Origin of the sequence: Thioalkalivibrio thiocyanoxidans ARh2 (assembly GCF_000385215.1) — a bacterium.
Lineage (GTDB): Bacteria > Pseudomonadota > Gammaproteobacteria > Ectothiorhodospirales > Ectothiorhodospiraceae > Thioalkalivibrio > Thioalkalivibrio thiocyanoxidans.
Window position 1 is genome coordinate 14,264 of record NZ_ARQK01000041.1, and the last position, 14,869, is coordinate 29,132.

Annotated in this window: 14 protein-coding genes; 8 read left to right on the plus strand and 6 right to left on the minus strand. The window is 63.8% G+C overall.

From position 1 onward, the window contains the following. Window positions 1-190 precede the first annotated feature (190 nt). Window positions 191-2,719 carry a bifunctional diguanylate cyclase/phosphodiesterase gene (locus G372_RS0104220; protein ID WP_026340298.1) on the plus strand — a complete coding sequence of 843 codons (2,529 nt, stop codon included), beginning with the start codon at window positions 191-193 and terminating at the stop codon, window positions 2,717-2,719. A gap of 235 nt (window positions 2,720-2,954) precedes the next feature. Beyond that, complete coding sequence (locus tag G372_RS0104225) at window positions 2,955-5,312, plus strand: EAL domain-containing protein (RefSeq protein ID WP_026340299.1); 2,358 nt, start codon at window positions 2,955-2,957, stop codon at window positions 5,310-5,312. 53 nt (window positions 5,313-5,365) lie between these two features. On the opposite strand, the gene G372_RS0104230 is transcribed toward G372_RS0104225, so the two are convergent. Then, the gene (locus G372_RS0104230) at window positions 5,366-5,737 is read right to left on the minus strand and encodes a Gfo/Idh/MocA family oxidoreductase (protein WP_018864038.1); all 372 of its coding nucleotides are present in this window, start codon (window positions 5,735-5,737) and stop codon (window positions 5,366-5,368) included. A 183-nt stretch (window positions 5,738-5,920) separates the two neighbouring features. Between G372_RS0104230 and G372_RS0104235 the strand changes: the two genes are divergently transcribed. From G372_RS0104235 to G372_RS0104260, 6 genes are all read left to right on the plus strand, one after another. Continuing rightward, window positions 5,921-6,568: an ERCC4 domain-containing protein gene (locus G372_RS0104235; protein ID WP_018864039.1), complete on the plus strand. Its 648-nt coding sequence runs from the start codon at window positions 5,921-5,923 to the stop codon at window positions 6,566-6,568. A 145-nt stretch (window positions 6,569-6,713) separates the two neighbouring features. Further along, window positions 6,714-7,037, plus strand: coding sequence for a ferredoxin FdxA (gene fdxA / locus G372_RS0104240; RefSeq protein WP_018864040.1), 324 nt, complete (start codon window positions 6,714-6,716; stop codon window positions 7,035-7,037). 428 nt (window positions 7,038-7,465) lie between these two features. Next, complete coding sequence (locus G372_RS0104245; RefSeq protein ID WP_019623403.1) at window positions 7,466-8,245, plus strand: hypothetical protein; 780 nt, start codon at window positions 7,466-7,468, stop codon at window positions 8,243-8,245. A 138-nt stretch (window positions 8,246-8,383) separates the two neighbouring features. Continuing rightward, window positions 8,384-8,716, plus strand: coding sequence for a hypothetical protein (locus G372_RS0104250; protein WP_019623404.1), 333 nt, complete (start codon window positions 8,384-8,386; stop codon window positions 8,714-8,716). A gap of 10 nt (window positions 8,717-8,726) precedes the next feature. Then, window positions 8,727-9,434 carry a C39 family peptidase gene (locus tag G372_RS0104255; protein ID WP_019623405.1) on the plus strand — a complete coding sequence of 236 codons (708 nt, stop codon included), beginning with the start codon at window positions 8,727-8,729 and terminating at the stop codon, window positions 9,432-9,434. 8 nt (window positions 9,435-9,442) lie between these two features. Then, complete coding sequence (locus tag G372_RS0104260) at window positions 9,443-9,937, plus strand: hypothetical protein (RefSeq protein WP_019623406.1); 495 nt, start codon at window positions 9,443-9,445, stop codon at window positions 9,935-9,937. A gap of 22 nt (window positions 9,938-9,959) precedes the next feature. Here G372_RS0104260 and G372_RS0104265 read toward each other — a convergent pair whose 3' ends face one another. The 5 genes from G372_RS0104265 to G372_RS0104285 form a co-directional block, all read right to left on the minus strand. Further along, a complete protein-coding gene (locus tag G372_RS0104265) occupies window positions 9,960-11,009 on the minus strand; it encodes a transporter (protein WP_051080812.1) in 1,050 nt (349 codons plus the stop codon). Between the two features lie 65 nt (window positions 11,010-11,074). Then, the gene (locus G372_RS0104270; protein ID WP_026340301.1) at window positions 11,075-12,508 is read right to left on the minus strand and encodes a sigma-54 dependent transcriptional regulator; all 1,434 of its coding nucleotides are present in this window, start codon (window positions 12,506-12,508) and stop codon (window positions 11,075-11,077) included. 342 nt (window positions 12,509-12,850) lie between these two features. Then, window positions 12,851-13,162, minus strand: coding sequence for a DUF4870 family protein (locus tag G372_RS0104275; RefSeq protein ID WP_081621261.1), 312 nt, complete (start codon window positions 13,160-13,162; stop codon window positions 12,851-12,853). Between the two features lie 171 nt (window positions 13,163-13,333). Further along, complete coding sequence (locus G372_RS0104280; protein WP_018864048.1) at window positions 13,334-14,224, minus strand: DMT family transporter; 891 nt, start codon at window positions 14,222-14,224, stop codon at window positions 13,334-13,336. Window positions 14,225-14,266: 42 nt separating this feature from the next. Beyond that, entirely contained in the window at window positions 14,267-14,782 is a 516-nt protein-coding gene (locus G372_RS0104285; RefSeq protein WP_019623410.1) for a hypothetical protein, read from the minus strand. Between the last annotated feature and the right edge of the window lie 87 nt (window positions 14,783-14,869).

The window sequence follows — 14,869 nt, forward strand, 5'->3', positions numbered from 1 at the left end:
CTTGGATCCGCGACGCCCAATGCCTACCGGCAACGGCATACACCCGGTATTTGATCGTCCGCTGCCAACCATGGAGGGGCAGGATGAAGCCGTACGCCCGTGACGAACGCTGCCGCGCAACCACCCGAGGAATGGCGTCTGCGCCAGAGCTCGCGGGCGCGCATGAGCGCACGAACTCTGCGGTAGCCCGATGAACACGCTCCCTCGCCCGCTTCTGCACCGGCATGGGCCCCTGATATGGCTGGTTATGCTCGCACTGCTTCTGCTGCCGGTCTTCCTGTGGATGGCCGGCATCGCCATGCCGCCTCTGGTCCCGCTGGAGCACATGACCGCTTTTCATACGGCGACCGAACTGTTCGCGGTCGTCGTGGCGATCGGGGTGTTCGCAGTCGCCTATCACGTCCGTGACCGCCGTCGCGCGCTGGCCACCCTCGTTCTCGCCACCAGCTTCCTCGCAGTGGGCCTGCTCGATTTCCTGCATCTGATGACCTATCCCCAGATGCCGGACTTCATCACGCCCAACTCCTCGCAGCAGACGATCTTCTTCTGGCTCGCAGCCCGTCTCGTCGCAGCCTTGGCGCTCCTGCTGTATGTAGCACTGTCACTGTTCCCGCGGATCCGGGGGCCCGCCGCCGGGACCCTGCTCGCGGGTGCACTGGGTCTGGTGGCACTCCTCGCCTGGGTGGGGCTTTGGCACGAGCACCGCATCCCGGCGTTGTTCATCCCGGGCGAGGGACTGACGCCATTCAAGATCGCGCTGGAGGGTGTGGTGGTGGCACTGCACGCAGCCACGCTTCTGATCCTGCTACTGCGTCCTCGGCTGCTGCAGCGCCCGGGCATGCCGCTGGTGGCCGCCGCGCTCATGATCCTGATGGCCAGCGAGGTCCTGTTTACTCTCTACGAGAACCTGACTGACGGCTTCTTCGTGCTCGGCCACATCTACAAGGTGGTGGCTTATGCCCTGATCTACTGGGGTGTGTTCCTCGAAAGCGTGCGGGCGCCCATGGCGCAGCTGAGAGCCGCACACCGAGATGTCGGGCTGCGCCAGAAACGCTACGAACAACTAATCGACACGGCGCCTGACGGCGTTCTGGTCACCGATGGAAACGGGACCATCGTGATGGCCAACCGCAATATCGAGCGAATGTTCGGCTATCCCAAACAGCACCTGACAGGCCAACCCGTGGAAACGCTGATACCGGAACGCCTGCGTGCACACCATCGCTCGATGCGCGAACAACATGCCGGCAACATCTCGGAACGCACCATGGGCGAAGTGCCAGATCTGCGCGGGCGCAGACGCGATGGCACGGAGTTCCCGGTCGACATCAGCCTGAATGCCCTGGAGGACGAAGACGGCCAACGCATCACGGCCTTTATTCGCGATGTTACGGAACGGCAGCGCCGTGAGGCCCGCATCCAGCACCAGGCAACCCATGACAGCCTGACCGGGCTGCCCAACCGGTGGCTCCTGCACGATCGGCTCTCCCAGGGCATTGCTCAGGCCAGCCTTCACAGCCACCAGGTCGCGGTCATGCTGCTCGATCTCGATAACTTCAAGGTGATCAACGACACCTTCGGCCACCACGAGGGCGACGAATTGCTGCGCGAAGTGGCGCAGCGCCTTAAAGACGCTGTCAGCAGTGAGGCTACCGTCGGCCGTTTCGGGGGAGACGAGTTCATGATCCTGCTTCCGGAGGTTGCGGATGGCCGGCAGATAGGAGAAACGGCCCGTGAGATTCTAGGCCTGTTTGAACGACCATTCCGCACGGGCCCCAACCGCGAAGTGACCTCCAGCGCCAGTCTCGGGATTGCGCTGTTCCCCGGGGATGCACGCGACGAGCACACCCTGGTGCGCTATGCGGACATGGCGATGTACGAGGCGAAGGGTTCCGGGCGCAATACCTACGCCTTTTATTCCGAGCATCTGGATGCCCAGGTGCATGCCGAACAGCAACTGCAGGAACGCCTGAAGCTGGCACTGGAGCACGACCAGCTGACCCTGCATTTCCAGCCGCTGATCCACGTACATACCGGAACCGTCGTGGCCGCCGAGGCCCTGCTGCGCTGGAACGATCCAGAACTGGGTGCTGTACCCCCGTCCCGCTTTATCCCCAGCGCCGAGGCCAACGGATTGATCCTGCCGCTGGGCGAATGGGTCATCCGTCAGGCCTGCCAGCAGCTGGCTACCTGGACACAACAGGGCATCGATACATCCATTTGTCTCAACATCTCGGCGCTGCAGTTCCGCCAGCCGGATCTGGTTTCGCAGCTCGGACGGGCTCTGGAGGAAACCGGAGCCCCGCCCGAACGCCTGGGGATCGAAGTGACCGAGACGGTGGCCATGGCCGATATGGCCCTGACGCGCGAGCACCTGTCCGGCCTCAAGGCACTCGGAGTGCGCGCAGCGCTGGACGATTTCGGAACGGGATACTCCTCGCTTGCCTATCTCAAGTCATTGCCGATCGACAGGATCAAACTGGATCGTTCGTTCATCGCCGACATCGGCCGCGACCGTGACACCGAGATGATCCTGCGCACCGTGATCAACCTCGGCCACAGCCTGCACCTGGAACTGGTGGCCGAGGGCGTGGAGACGCCCGAGCAGCTCGCCTTTCTCCGCGACGAGGCCTGCGACCTGTATCAGGGCTGGCTGTATGCGCCAGCGCTTTCGGAGGAGGAGTTCCGTGCCGCCCTCCACGCGCAACTGGATGCCTGACCTCCCCTTGCTGGCGGCGATTCGAACATGTATTATCGATCGCTGTTTTTAAATCAAAAACTTCTCCCATTGAATCAGTCACCTAATACCCGGTTTGAGCGGGCGATAGCAAGGAGGAAGGGGGGCGTCCGCCCCCCTCGTGACACGCGGAGTGGGCGTGGCAGCGATTCTTGAGCGGGCGGTATCCGGGCCCGGCGGGAGCGCGGCCTTGGGACCGCGCAGCCGCTCCGCCTGGGTGATTGGCGCCGGTTTCACCATGGTGCTAGTGCTGATGACGGCGTTGATTGCGCTGGGCCTGAACCGTATGACCCAGGTGCACGACCGCCTTGAGTTGATCGTGCACGAACATAACGTCAAGACCGAGCTGATCGGCAATATGCGCAACGCCGCACGCGAACGCTCGGTAACCCTGCTCCGGCTGTCGATCACTACCGATCCGTTCGACGTCGACCAGGGCATCATGGACTTTCGTGGCCACGCCTCGGACTTCATGGTCGACCGCCAGCAGCTGGACGCAATGCCGATGACGCCCGAGGAGCAACGGCTCCTGGACGAATCCCGCGGCCTGACCGAGCGTGCGGTCGCAGCGCAGGAACACATCCTCGACCACATCCTCGAGGACGAGAGAGGGGAAGCCCGAAGCCGCCTGCTCGCGGAGGCCATCCCGAAACAGGAGAGTGTGCTCGAGCACCTGGATGCGATGATCGAGCTGCAGCAGGAGGCCGGCCTGGCAGCCGTACGCGACACCGCACGACAATACCGTACCGCGGTCGTCCTGATGCTGGCGCTCGGCGGGGCCGCGCTGCTCATAGGCATCCTCATCACGCTCGGCGTACTGCGGCATACGCGTCGGATTGAATCCGCGCTGTTCGAGGAAAAGGAACGCGCCCAGGTCACCCTGCACGCCATAGGCGATGGCGTGATCACCACGGACCTGGAGAGGCGGATCGACTACCTCAATCCGGTGGCGGAGCATTTGACTGGATGGGACCAGGCCTCCGCGCGTGGCCAGCCCCTCTCACGGGTGTTCCACATCATCCGCGAATCTACCGGCGAACGGCTCCACCACCCCTTGACCGGACGCATGCCGGATGCCACGGCGTGCAGTCTGGATCAGGAGGCCATTCTCATTTCGGCGGAGGGCCGCGAGCGTGCCATCGAGGAGGTCTCGGCCCCCATCCGCAACCGCGAGGGCACCACCATCGGTGCGGCCCTGGTCTTCCGCGACGTGTCCAAGGCGCGCGTGATGGCGCGCGAGCTGTCCTGGGCCGCAACGCACGACTCCCTCACCTCGCTCGCCAACCGCGCGGAGTTCGAACCTCGGCTCAGCCAGCTGGTGGCCACGGCACAGCAGGAAGCCCGCGAACATGCCCTGCTCTACATGGATCTGGACCAGTTCAAGCTGGTGAACGATACCTGCGGGCACGGAGCCGGCGACGACCTGCTGTGTCAGCTGACCACGCAGCTGCACAACCAGCTCCGCGAGAGCGACACCCTGGCCCGCCTCGGGGGCGACGAGTTCGGTGTGCTGCTGCCGAACTGCCCACTGGTACAGGCGGAACACATCGCGGAGAACCTGCGCACAACCGTCGACAACTACCGCTTCGAGTGGCAGGGACGGATCTTCCGCGTGGGCCTCAGTATCGGCGTGGTCCCGGTCTTCGGCCGCGTGAAGGATACGGTGCAATACATGAGCGAGGCCGACGCCGCCTGCTACCTGGCCAAGGAACAGGGTCGCAACCGGATCCACGTCTCGCGGGCCGGTGACGCCGAACTGTCGCAGTGCCAGGGAGAGATGAACTGTGTCCAGCGCATTACCCATGCCCTGCAGCACAACCGCTTCTGGCTGCACGGGCAACGAATTGTCCCGGTTTCCAGCGATGGGGCCACTCATATCGAGGTCCTCCTGCGCATGGTCGAAGACGATGGCACAGTGGTCCTGCCTGCCACCTTCATCCCCGCCGCGGAGCGCTACGGGCAGATGCCCGCGATCGATCGCTGGGTGGTCAAACGGGTGTTGCAGCACGCGGCCACGGACACCGATACCGAGGGCCATTTCGCCGTCAATCTTTCCGGCCAGTCCCTTTGCGACCGAGGCATGCTGGACTACATCGTGGACCAGCTTCAGCAAAGCGGTGTCGAGCCCAGCCGGATCTGCTTCGAGATCACCGAGACGGCCGCCATCGCCAACTTGAGCCAGGCCAGCCGCTTTATCCGTGTACTGCGCGGCATGGGCTGCCGCTTCTCGCTGGACGACTTTGGGACAGGAATGGCCTCATTCGGCTACCTGAAGACACTGAAGGTCGACTACCTGAAGATCGACGGCAGCTTCGTCCGGGACATGGGGGATGACCGCGTCAGCCGTGCCATGGTCGAGAGCATCCACCACATTGGACGTGTGATCGGGGTCGAGACCATCGCGGAATGTGTCTCGCACGAGAGCCTGCTGGATTCCCTGCGACTGGTGGGCGTGGACTACGCCCAGGGGTTCGGCCTGCATCTTCCGGAACCCCTCGAACCATGCCCCGCAAAGCCCGAGGCGCCCGAGGAGAACCGCCGGCGTTCCGGCTCGGTCGCGAGCCAGGAACTGTGACAGCCCCATTCCGCCGGGGCCGAACCCCCGGCGGAATGGCCAGCCGGCTTGCCTCAGTAGCCCATGTTCGGGTGGACGTCCGGCGGGGCCTCCTGGGTCAGCAGCGACCAGGTCAGGTGGGCCATGACCTCGGGTGCCACGACCGTATGACGATTACCCCCGTGCTGCATCCCCTCGCGCAGCCGCTGGCGCACCTCGCTCCGCCCGGTCAGGTCATAGACCACATCCACCTGGTCACCACGGGCCAGGATCTCCTCGACCGATTCCAGCGGAATTCCCCGCTCCTGCGCCAATTTGCGGCCATCGGTCTCGCCGCGCTCCGATACCGCGCAGATATTCATCCCCGGCGTCTGGCTATCCAGCAACAGCTCGAGGAAACGCCCCCCCACGCGGCCCAGACCGACAATCGCGATTTGAATCGCCATCACTCCCTCCTTGGTTTTCGTTATGTCCAGCATGCATCGTCCATGCATCGTCGTGCACGCCCACCGGAGTATAGGGGATATTCCGCGCTCCGCACGCCGGGGAGACACGGCGAAGGTCGGGCCTTTTGGGCCCATGTGTCGCGCCCCCTACACTCGGCGCATTCACCGCAATGGAGGACCCCCATGAGCCAGCTGCACCTTCCGATCCGCGTCGACCGCCGCGAACAGGGCAAGATCATCCAGCGCCTGGAGCGTCTGGAGGGCGTGGAGCTGGAATTCACGGATCTCGACGTCGGCGACTATGAACTACCCAACGGGGTCGTCGTGGAGCGCAAATCCGCGACCGATATGGTCCTGAGTGTCGTGGACCAGACGCTGTGGGAGAACGCAGCCAAACTGAAGGCCCAGCATGACAAGGTGATCTACGTGGTCGAGGGGGACCTGTACGAGCCACGCTTCCACCAGCAGGCGCTGGACATCCACCGCGCCCTGACGCACCTGACGATTGCACTGGGGATCAGCGTACTGCCCTCCAATGACGAGGACACCAGTGGCATGCTGATCTACCTGCTGGGCCTGAATGCCCAGGTGGACCCCGACCCGGCCGCCCGGGCAGCCAAGCCAGACAAGCGCCGGGCGGCGGCGGAGTTTATTGTCAGTGGCCTGCCGGGCGTGGAGCCCGACCAGGCCCGCGATCTGCTGCGCCAGTTCGGCAGCGTGCGCGACGTGATCAATGCGGATGCACAGGCTCTGGCCGAGGTTGAAGGCATGGATGCGGAGCGCGCACAGCGGATCGAGTCGGTAGTGGCCTACGGCAGCCGCAAGACCTGAGGCGACACTGCCTAATGTGTCCCGGCCCTCGCCTGACGTTACAATGCGCGCATAAAGCCCATGCGCGAGCCACGGGGCCGCGCGGCGGCGCCCGCCAGATCACGGGAACGCGGGGCCGCAATTTACTGATTTCAGGGAGAAACCCATGACGTTTGTCGTTCTCGAGAACTGCATCAAGTGCAAGTACACCGATTGCGTCGAGGTCTGCCCGGTCGACTGCTTCCACGAAGGCCCCAACTTCCTTGCGATCGACCCTGACGAGTGCATCGACTGCACGCTGTGCGAACCGGAGTGCCCGGCCGAGGCCATTGTGCCGGAGGACGATGTCCCGGAAGACCAGCTCCAGTTCATCGAGCTGAATGCCGAGCTCTCGCGCACCTGGCCGGTGATCACCGCGCGCAAGGACCCGCCCGACGACGCCGAGGAGTGGGACGGCGTCGACGGCAAACTGCAGTATCTGGAACGCTAGTCACCCGCCGGGGCCGCCAGGCGGCCCCGCATTCCCCTGCCAGGCCCTCCGTGCCGGCGCCCCGTCCCCGCTTCCGCTTCCTTCGCTCATCACCCCGACGACGCCCAACACGCCTCGCTGACAAGAACCGTGCGTGACAGCACGTTGTGCACTGGTTGTCTCCGTGATGATTCACCAAGCCCACGCGTTATTCTCTCGTTATTTCATCGCCTTAGGGCCAACCCCAACCATCGGGGGCGGACGCGCTGTATCACGGTTGACACAGTTGCGGCCCCACGGCCAGGCGCAACCTATCGTAAGTTGCTGATCCATCGATGAAACGGGTTTATGGCCCGACTCCTGCTAGTGGATTGCTCGTAGCGCGGCGCCTCGTGCACCTGGGCTACGACAACCGTTCATTGCTAGCTAGCCACAATGGAGACGTGACCATGAACTTCAAAAAGACCCTGATTGCTTCCGCTATCGCCCTGGCCTTTGGCCTGAGCTCGGGCCTGGCCCTGGCCAACCCGACCAATACCGCCGATGGCGAAGTCGGTGATCAAACCGCCACCGCCACCTCCTCGGCCGACGGTGGTGGAGCCTCGGCGAACGAATATTCCCAGGCGTCCGCGATCAATGACTCCGACCTGTCGAACAGCTCCGACAACAGCACGAGCATCTCCGACTCGGGCAACGACAGCTCCGACAACAGCACCGCGATCTCCGACTCCGGCAACACCACGGTCTCGGATTCGGGCAACGACAATTCGGACAACAGCCAGAATGTCTCGGATTCGGGCAATGACAGCTCCGATAACAGCACGAATGTCTCCGACTCCGGGAATGACAACTCCGACAACAGCATGGCCCACGCGGACGACAACAGTGCAGCCGCCAACAACGGTTCCACCGCCTCGGTAACCCGCGATCAGAGTGACAACTCCGACAACAGCACGGCCGTCATGGACTCCGGCAACAGCACCGCAACGGACAGCTTCAACACGACGCTGCAGGTGAACGCCGTGGTCAGCCAGAACGAGCTGTCGGGGACCGTGACCGGGAACCACGTGGACATCGCGCACCATGCCTCGCAGACGAGTTCCAACTCGATTGGCTCGGATTCCTTCGGGGCTCCGGCGGGGATTACTCAGGTGTCGCAGAACAGCGGCGCGAACAGCCTGACCCAGCAGCAGGTCTCGGTGCAGGCGCACCTGAACCTGGGCAACTAACCGACACGCGCTGTCGAAACGACATGCGGCGGGGACCATCCCCGCCGCATTCTTCCTGCCATGCTAGAGGATCCGGTCATGTGTAATCCGTCAGTCCATTGGGGCGGCATCGGTTCGGCTGCCTTGTTGTCCGTCGGCATGCTGCTGGTTACGGCCATCGCCCAGGCCGACGCCCAGCCTGCCAGTGATGCAGTGATATTCGGCGCGGGCGCCGAGGCGTACGAAGTGGTCGACATGGACACCCTGGACGCACAGCGGGCGCGCCAGGGCGTAACCAGCATCCAGCTCGGTCAGATCCACTCGCGCATCGACCTTGCGAACAACCACGTCGTCAATTCCACCACCGGCAAGAACCAGGTGGCCGCCGGGGCCTTCGACAACGCCCGCGGGATTTCCTCGGTCATCCAGAACAGCGGCAACAATGTCGCCATCCAGGAATCCATGGTCGTGAACATCACGATCAATCCCTGAGGGAGCATCGATGACGATCCGCCATTGTCTTCTTGCACCAGTCGTCGCTACCGCGCTGGTGCTGGCCCCGGCCTTGTCCGCGTGGGGCAGCGGTGCACAGTTTCCCGGCGTGATCGGCTCAATGAACGTACCGGTCGAAAGCCTCAAGGATCTGCGCTTTCGCTCGATCGTGCAGCAGCAATACGACTTCAGCTGCGGCTCGGCCGCCCTGGCCACCCTGCTGACCTACCACTACGACCGCCCCACCACCGAGGTCGAGACCTTCGACAGCATGTTCCGTCGTGGTGATCAGGAGCTGATCCGCGAACAGGGCTTCTCCATGCTCGACATGAAACACTACCTGGAGGCCGAACAGGGCCTGCCCGCCGACGGCTTTCGGGTCGGACTCGATGACCTCGAAAACCTGGGGGTGCCGGCGATCGCGATGATCGAAACCCGCGGCTATCGCCACTTCGTGGTGATCAAGGGACTGGAGGACGGCCAGGTGCTGGTGGGGGACCCCGCGCTCGGGGTCAATAGCTACAGCCGAAACGAATTCCAGCGGGTCTGGGTCAACGACATCCTGTTCATCGTCCGCGAGGACGTGGACCTCGCCCGGCATCGCTTCAATGCCTCGGAGACCTGGGCCGCTGTTACCCGCGCGCCTATCGAGGCGGGCGTCGTGCGCAGCGACCTGGCCAGTTTCACCTTGAACCTGCCCCGCGCCGGCCAGTGGTGAGCAATACGATGAATCGATTTCGATACAGCGCCCTGCTCTCGATCCTGTTGAGCGCCTTGTGGCCTGCCGCCAGCTACGCCCTCGACCCCCTGCCCCAGCCCGGCGATTATCGCGTAGTACCCGATGAAGTACTGGAAGCCCAGCGCGGTGGCTTCTTCGGGCGCGACGGGCTGGAGATCGCGATCGGCCTGGAACAGATCACCTCGCTCAATGGCGAGGTCATCCACCACTCAACCCTGCGCCCCCTGAGCGACCTTGCCAGCACAACCGGATGGCCCACCGGCGACCTGCGCTCGGTCATGATCCAGACGGGCGGTGCCATGCCTGCAGAGCACTGGACCTCCGGGATGGGCTGGGTCACCACGATCCAGAACGAGCTCGACAATCAGGACATTCAACACCAGACCATACTGCAACTGGAGTTGGGCAACCTGCAGATGCCGCGCGGCGACCTCAGCCGGGCGCTGGAACAGCACCTGCTCGAACGGGGCGGGGCCTTCTAGAAAGGCCCCACCCCTGGTGAGCTCAGAAGCGGATGGGCACCCGCACGGTGGCCTGGACATCCGGGGCCGCCTCGGTCGCACCCACACCGAGCGAGAAGTTCACGCTGGTACGATCCGTCAGGCGATGCGAAATGCCCCACAGCACCGTTCCCACCTGGCGCCGCCCAAACACGGGCTCGAGCCCGCTGTCGTTTTCCACGCGGGTCCGGAACACCGTGCTGTGATCGTAGCCAAAGCTCATCGAGGTGCGATCATTGAGGCTGATGGCCATCCCCAGACTCGCCCCGATTGCATCCCCGGGATTGACCTTGCCAAACCCGTCGCCGACATCGCGCTCGATATTCCAGAGATAGCTCACATTGGCAAAGATGACCGCCGGGTCCGTCGGATAGATCATCGTGATACTCGGCTGGATACTCCAGAACCCGGAGCCCGTCGGCTGCTCCAGAAAGATCTCGCCCAGACGATTGTCATCGTCGTCCAGGATCTCGCGGCGGTCCACGTCGAACGGGCCTTTTCCGGTCCGGCTCTTGGCCTTGAGGTTGCCGATAAAGAAAGGCCTTCCCCGATCCGCCATGTTGAATTGGTAGGACAGTCCGAATTCGATGTCGCCCAGGCCGTCGCCGGTAGAGCCCGTCACCCGTTCCAGCGCGGTCGCCTCGAGGATGTCCCGCCGGCGTACCTGCTGCTCGCGGTAGACATACGGGATCTTCATCCCCACCTCCAGCCGCTCGGTCAGGCCGTAGCGAAAGCTCACGGCCGCGGTCAGCGTATCGCGTTCGGTCTCGCTGACATCAATCAGCCCGATGGCCAGGGCCGGGACAATGGTGAAACCCTCGATCGATACGTCCAGCGAACTGCTGTGGACATACGACAAAGAGGGTTCCACCACCCACTGCCCCTGCGGCGTGAGCACGCCACGCTCCTCGAACACTGTGACTTCGGGACCCGTGTCGACCGGGGCATCTCCGACCTGTTCCCTCTCCTCCTGGGCCAGGGCGACCCCGGCCAAACCACAGCAAAGTGGCACAATCCCCAACACGCCCCATCTGATCCGTCGCTTGTCCACCATCATTCTCCATGGCCCCCAGGGGCCGACCCGTTACTCAAGGGCCACACACTGCGCCGCTGCAACCTTCAGGGCTCGTCGGAACGCAACCCGTGTTTGTTCAGCAGGCGGTAGAGCGTCATCCGGCCCACCCCTAACTGGCGCGCGGCCCGCGAGACGTTGTTGTCGCACTGGCTGAGCGCCTTGATGACCAATTCGCGCTCGGCGTTCCAGCGCGCTTCGGCCAGCGTTTGTGGCTTCTCGGCACTGGCCGGCACGGTCAGTCCAAGGTCCTCCGGTCGAATCAGTCGCCCTTCGGCCATCGTGACCGCGCGTTGCACACGATTGACCAGTTCGCGCACATTGCCGGGCCATTTGTAGTCGTACATGGTCCGCCATGCGGCCTGCGTAAAACCGCGCAAGCGCGGGTTCTGGCTGCGAAACTGTTCGAAGTAGAAGCGTGCGAGTTCTTTCAGATCCGTACCCCGCTCGCGCAATGGCGGCACATCGAGCTGGATCACGTTCAGGCGGTAATAGAGGTCCTCGCGAAAGCGCCCGCTCTCGACTGCCTCGTCCAGCGCGATGTGGGTCGCGGCGAGTACACGCACATCCAGTTTGATGGGTTGCAACCCACCCAGCCGCACCAGTGTTCCTTCCTGCAGGAAGCGCAGCAGGTTGACCTGAAGGTCCAGGCTCAAATCCCCGATTTCGTCCAGCAGCAGGGTCCCGCCGTGGGCCAGCTCGAACTGGCCGATCTTGCGCCGGCCCGCCCCGGTGAACGCCCCCGCTTCGTGGCCGAACAGTTCCGACTGGATCAGTTGCGCGGGCAAGGCCCCGCAGTTCACGGCGACGAACGGCCCATTGGCGCGACGCGAGTGGCGGTGTACCGCCAGTGCCGCAAGTTCCTTGCCCGTGCCGCTTTCGCCCTGAAAGAGCACCGGCGCCTCGGAGCCTGCCACCCGCTGGATCTGACGCCCCAACGCCTGCATCACTGGGCTGTGCCCGATAATCGGAATGGCGTCATCCAGGCTGGCGCCGGGCTCCTGCCACGCGGGCCGCGCCTCCAGCGCCGCCATACCGCACGCCCGACCCAGGGTAATCTCCAGACGCGCCCGGTCCAGCGGCAGGCTATGAAAGTCATAACAACACTCGCGGACCAGTTCGCGCACGTCGCCGCGCGGCAACGCCTCCGGGGCGATCAGCGCAATCCACTTAACGTGCTGGTGGTTGTGGACAAATTCGACAACCCAGGACGGCACCGGACAGCCGAGGTCCAGCAGCCCGACCCGGATCTCCCTTGGCACCTTTTCGCCCGGACCGACGGGTCCGCGAATCTGCCTGAACGTCCAGGCGTCAGAGAGCTGCGGCAGCGACTCTCGCGCTCGCCCGCCTGCATCCAGCCATGCAACCTCGCGCACCATTGCGGTCGCACAAGCGTGTTGCACTGCATAACGCGCTCCGTCTGAATCCCCCTGGGGCGAGAAACCTCCGCCATCCACCGAACGCAAAAAGGACCCGTTCAACCTTCGCGATCCGGCCATACTCATCCCTATTGTTCAACGTTACCGATACGCCAATCACGATCTCGCGTTTCACGACGAAGGCAACCCGCACCGTGTACGCCGAATATTAGGGCAAAAGCACGACAACAACCTTAAAACAAGAGAGGGAGATTACCCATCCAATGGAATTACAATTTTATTTCATGCAGAGCATTAAAACTCCCAAAAGCAAAAGCTCCTAAAGAAAAAGAAAAGGCCGCTTGAAGCGGCCTTTTCTGTGATGCATGTAACAATATCCTCGGACCTCTCAAGCCGCCTCCGGGCTTCGCCCCAGATCCGGGCACGCGCTTCTGAAGGTGATCATCACCACAGCCACGTCTCGGGATGCTCGATCGCCCGGTCTTCATTATTCGCCAGCAACCCCTTGATACAACGAACCAAAAGCCAGACGATCATGAAGAGCAGGATCAGGAAGCCAATTCCGATCGGGGTCAGAATCGCGCCAACGATGACCCCGAGCAGCCCGATCCAGAACGTACGAATCTGGTAGGTAAAATGGGTATCGCTGACCGCATCGCCATCGTTCCGCTTGATGTACGCAATGATCAAACCAGCAATCGCGGTGAGCGCAGTAAGAAAACTGACGAGATAAAGAACGTACACCACGGTCACCATGGTGCGCTCCTTGCGCGGACCCGGCACCGGACGACTCACTTCGCTGGGTTCCATTTCCGGTCTGCTTGTCTCGGTCACCTCGCACCTCCTGTCGGCATGGTTCGGCTCATCACGGGCCTGCTTAGCGAGACTAGCACTTTTGATACTTTCCGAGGCAGAGATGCTGTGGCCTCAGACGGGACCCGCCCAGACGATCAGCGCGATGCCGAGCAGGGCAAACGCAAAGCCGGCCAGCTGCACACGTGACATGCGCTCGGCCTGAAAAAGGCGGGCCATCAACGCGGTCGGCGCGGGCGATAACGCTCCGGCCACCGCGATGATCGACAACAGGCCCATGCGTACGGCGACGACAAAGGCCAGTGTCGCAGCCGCCTGAAACAGTCCCGCCAGCGCCAGGAGCACGAAGGTGGATCGGCTCATGCCGCGCTCGGGCCGCAGCACCAGCATGACCAGCGCCAGGGTCAGCGCCCCAACCGCGGACGTAGCGACAACAGGCCACAACGGCGAGCCAGCCTGGGCCTGGCCGAGAAACACAAACACCAGGCCAAAACAGACCCCCGCGGTCACGGCGTTGAGCAGACCCTTGACCGGGTGCTCCCCCCGCGCGAGTGCGATCAACCCGCGCACGGGCTGATCCAGCCGCCGCGGGCTCGCCTTGCGCGCCCCGCCCGAGATCAGGCCGATGGCCACCACGATGGCGGCAATACCGACCAGGGCCAGCACCCCCGGCCGCTCACCGAGCGCCAGACCCACCCCCAGCGGCACGAGGGCGGAGATCACCCCGGTAATCGCCGCCACCAGGCCCATCGAGCCATCGGCCAGCCCGCGATAATAGGCAAGGAGCCCCAGCGCCAGTGCCAGTCCGGAGGCACCACCCCAGATCAGCGCCTGCGGGCCCGGGAGCCCCGCAAACGGAACAGCGATCAGCAGCAGCGCGCCCGTGGCCAGGAACTGCGAATAGCAGGCGACCACGAGCGCGGGGATGCGGCGCGAGGCCAGGCCACCAAAAAAATCTCCGGCGCCAAATCCAAGCGCCGTCAGGAGCCCGAGAAAAAAGGCCATCAGCGACGCCGCCGCGAAACCGGCGCCCGCCGCTTCAGAGGCTTATTCACCTGCCTGTTCGAGCAGCTCCTTCAGCCGATCCTCGCTCGCGGCGGCGTGGATGCCGGTGACGGTTCCCTCGCCGTCCAGCAGGATCACGGTGACCTCTTCCGGAGTGTGCGGCATGAAGCCCGCGTCCTGTTCGGACTGGGTCACCGCCGTCGGGTATTCACGCGCCTGCATGCGCGGCAGCACCACGTTCTCCATCACGTGCGGCGGCATCTGGTGGATATCCGCGATGTAGATCACGCCGATCGCGTTGCGCTCTTCCTCGGTCATCTCGCCCAGCACGGCGTTGGCGATATCCGCCGGGGCCATCTCCACGGTCTTGAGGATGACGCGCGCATCGCCCGGGATCTGCAGCGGATTGCCATGCTGGTCGTTCAGCGTGCGCTCGGGAAAGGCCTCGCCCTCGACCACTTCGTCGGCCGAGGCGTCGGCGCCCCCGTCGCAGGCCGCAAGGAACAGGGTGGAGATGGCAAATAGAGCGGCAAGCAGGAGTACGGGCAGTCGAGTCATGGGGATTCCTCCGGGGCTGTGAATCAGGGCGCGCCGTGAACGGCCAGGCGCTCACGGCAGACGCCGCCGATGGTAACGCATCCATTG